We start from the raw sequence: 3,666 nt of genomic DNA on the forward strand, positions 1-3,666 counted from the left end.
CGCGTTTTCCACGGATGCGCGGCGCGCTACGTTTTGGGGCAGCTCGCAGGAATGCGCGGCGGCCTCACGCGTTGAACACGAATATGGCCACAACGCGCATCGGCACCAGCGACCTCGAAATCTTACCCCTCGTCCTCGGCGGCAACGTGTTCGGCTGGACGGCCGACCGCGACGCCAGCTTCGCCGTGCTCGACGCCTTTACCGCGGCCGGCGGCACGCTCATCGACACGGCCGACTCGTACAGCTACTGGGTTCCCGGCCACGAGGGCGGCGAGAGCGAGCGCACGATTGGCGAGTGGATTGCCGCGCGCAAGCCGCAGGGCGTGCAGATCGCGACGAAGGTCGGCATGCAGCCGGGCGGCCCGCAGCTCACCGCTGCCAATGTGCGCGCCGTCGCCGAACAGTCGCTCCAGCGCCTCGGCGTCGAGACGCTCGACCTTTTCTATGCACACAAGCCTGACGATGTGACCCCGCTCGAAGAGACCGTCGCGGCGTTCGACGCGCTCGTGCGCGACGGCCTGATCCGCACCATCGGCCTGTCGAACTACTCGGCCGAGCAGGTCGAGCAGTGGCTCGACATCGCCGAGCGCACCGGCGCCGTGAAGCCCGTCGCGCTGCAGCCCCAGTACAGCCTCGTGCACCGCGGTGACGTCGAGGGCCCGCTGCTCGAGACGGTGCAGCGCCACGAACTGAGCATCCTGCCGTATTACTCGCTCGCGTCGGGATTCCTCACCGGCAAGTACCGCGAGCCCGTCGAGGCGGGGGAGTCGCCGCGAGCCGGCGGCGCTTCGCAGTACGCGACGGCCGAGGGCGTGCGCATCATCGACGAGCTCGAGCGCATCGCCGGCGAGCACGGCGCGAGCATCGCGTCGACCGCCCTCGCGTGGCTTCGCCAGCAGCCGGGCGTCGCCGCGCCGGTCGCGAGCGCGTCGAAGCCTTCGCAGGTCGCCGATCTCATCGCGGGCGCCACGCTTGAACTCACGGATGCTGAGCTCGCGTCGCTCTCGGAGGTCTCGTCGGCGCTCATCCAGGCCTAGTTACACGAGCGGATGCGCGGCTCGGGCACAGCGCACGGGTCGCGCATCCTGCATTTCCCGTCGCGCGCATCCTGCGGTTCGAGCCCGCGCAGCTGCCCTGTGGGAGACCACAACGTGAAAAGTTCCCGGGCTTTACCTGAACGTTACCTCCGCATGGAAAGCTCGTTGCGTTCGTATCACGGCTCTAGGAGGCCCCGTGGCTAAGAAGTCCCCGTTGGTGAAGGGCGGTGTCGCGGCCACCCTCGGCCTCGCGCTGGCTGCCACCGCATTCGTTGCTCCGGCAAACGCCGAAGCGCTAAACACCGGTGAGGTCATTCAGCCCACCGAAGGCACCACCCAGATCAACCTCATCGGCTTCAACGACTTCCACGGTCGCATCACGCAGGCCGACGCCTTCGCCGCCAACGTGCTGCAGGTGCAGGACACGTTCGGCGCCGACAACAGCCTCATCATCGGCAACGGTGACCAGGTTGGCGCCTCGGAGTTCGAGTCGTCGGTCGCCGGCGACCAGCCGTCGAAGGACGCGCTCGTCGCCCTCGGCGTCGACTCGTTCACCGCGGGTAACCACGAGTTCGACAAGGGCNAGGAAGACGCGCTCGCGATCCGCGACCAGTTCGGCACGCTGCTCGCGGCGAACGTCGTGAAGGCGGACGGCTCGCTCCTCCTCGACGCGTACAACACCTACGAGGTCGCCGGGCACACCGTCGCCGTCATCGGTGCCGTGACGCAGTCGACCGTCTCGGGCGTGAGCCCGGACGGCATTCAGGGCCTCACCTTCACCGACCCGGTCGCGTCGGTCAACGAGTACGCGGCTCAGCTCTCGGATGGCGACGAGTCGAACGGCGAAGCCGACATCATCATCGCCTCGTACCACGAGGGTGGCCCCACGAGCGGCACCTACGATGACAACGCCTCGAACGAGCTCTTCGCGCAGATGGCGAACGAGACGTCGACCGAGGTTGACGCGATCTACGAGGCGCACACGCACCAGACCTACAACTACGAGACCAACATTGACGGCAAGATCCGCCAGGTGGTTCAGGCCGGTCAGTACGCCGAGAACGTCGGCCAGATCGTGCTCGACGTCGACGCTGACGGCAACGTCGTGAGCTCGTCGTCGTCGGTCATCCCGACCTACAACGCGGACGGCACGCCGCGCGTCGATGCGACCACGCTCTCGGCCGACTCGCAGGCCACCTACGCCGAGGTCGTCGGCATCCAGGACGCCGCGGTCGCCGAGGCCGAGGTGCTCGGCGCCGAGCAGATCGGTGTGGTTGAAGAAGACATCACCCGCGCGAAGACCTACGACGCCACCGGCGCTGTGACGGTCCAAGATAACCGTGCGCAGGAGTCGACCCTCGGCAGCGTTGTTGCCGACTCGATGATGCTCTGGGCGCAGGGCGTCGGCACCGACGCGCTCGACGCCGACCTCTCGATCATGAACCCGGGCGGCCTCCGTGCCGACATCGCCGGCGACGGCGTGCTCACCTACAAGGACGCCCAGACCGTCCTCCCGTTCGTGAACAACCTCTCGGTCGTCTCGATCACCGGTGCCGAGCTCAAGAACGTGCTCGAGCAGCAGTGGCAGCTCGACGCCAACGGCGCGGTCCCCGGCCGCCCCTACCTGCAGCTTGGCATCTCGTCGAACGTCGACTACAGCTACACCGGCTCGACCTCGGATGACCCGCTGACCACGCAGGGCACCCACATCACCTCGGTCTACGTCGACGGCGCGCCGCTCGTTGACGACCAGGTCTACAAGGTCGTCATGCCGTCGTTCCTCGCGGCTGGTGGCGACAACTTCTTCGCGCTGAACAACAACGAGGGCGTCTACGACACCGGTTCGGTCGACCTCGACGCGTTCGTGCAGTACGTCGAGAGCCTCCCCGACACCCTGCTCGAGCCCGAGCAGACCCGTAACGGCTTCCAGATCGACGGCTACTTCGGTGAGGACGGCGCTGCGCCGTCGATCGAGGCCGGCGCCGAGCAGACCATCACCGTCACCGACGTTGACCTGCACTCGCTCGACCTCGTCGCGAACACCACCGTTGAGGTGCTGCTCGACGGCAACGTCATCGGCGAAGGCACCGTGAACGGCTCGACCCTCGCGGGCGAGACCACCACTGCCGACGTGACCTTCACGGTTCCGGCCGACACCGCGGCGGGCGACTACACCATCCAGGTCGTCGCGCAGCCCTCGGGCTCGACCGTCAACCTGCCCCTCACCGTGACCGCCACGGAGGAGACCCCGGCCCCGACCACGACCCCGGAGCCGACCGAGACCCCGGCCCCCACCACCCCGGCGACCGAGACGCCTGCCCCGACCCAGTCGGAGTCGCAGTCGCAGGAGCCCCAGCTCGNCGCCGAGTCGGCTGACGGCGTCAACTACGTCGGCGTGAACTTCACGCCGAACCAGCCGGTCAGCGTCTCGATCAAGTTCGGCGACGGCGAGTCGCAGAGCGTTGAGGATGTCATGGCCGACGCCGACGGTGTCATCAGCGGTTCGCTGACCTACCAGACGGTCGACCAGACCACCGGCGCCGTCCTCGAGGACAACCTCCCCTGGCCGGCCGGCACCTACACGATCGTTGCCACGCAGGGCGAACTCTCGGCGACCGTGACCTTCACG

The 3,666-nt window shown here is 67.8% G+C and carries 2 protein-coding genes; both read left to right on the forward strand.

The genetic code is table 11. From position 1 onward, the window contains the following. The first annotated feature begins 83 nt into the window (after positions 1–83). Positions 84–1,037 carry an aldo/keto reductase gene (locus tag ID132_RS01720; protein ID WP_193127708.1) on the forward strand — a complete coding sequence of 318 codons (954 nt, stop codon included), beginning with the start codon at positions 84–86 and terminating at the stop codon, positions 1,035–1,037. Positions 1,038–1,254: 217 nt separating this feature from the next. Next, positions 1,255–3,666, forward strand: a 2,412-nt coding sequence (locus ID132_RS13405; RefSeq protein ID WP_459562421.1) for a 5'-nucleotidase C-terminal domain-containing protein, incomplete at its 3' end; no start/stop codon positions are given.

Origin of the sequence: Gulosibacter sediminis (assembly GCF_014904065.1) — a bacterium.
In the GTDB taxonomy this organism is placed as follows: Bacteria; Actinomycetota; Actinomycetes; order Actinomycetales; family Microbacteriaceae; genus Gulosibacter; species Gulosibacter sediminis.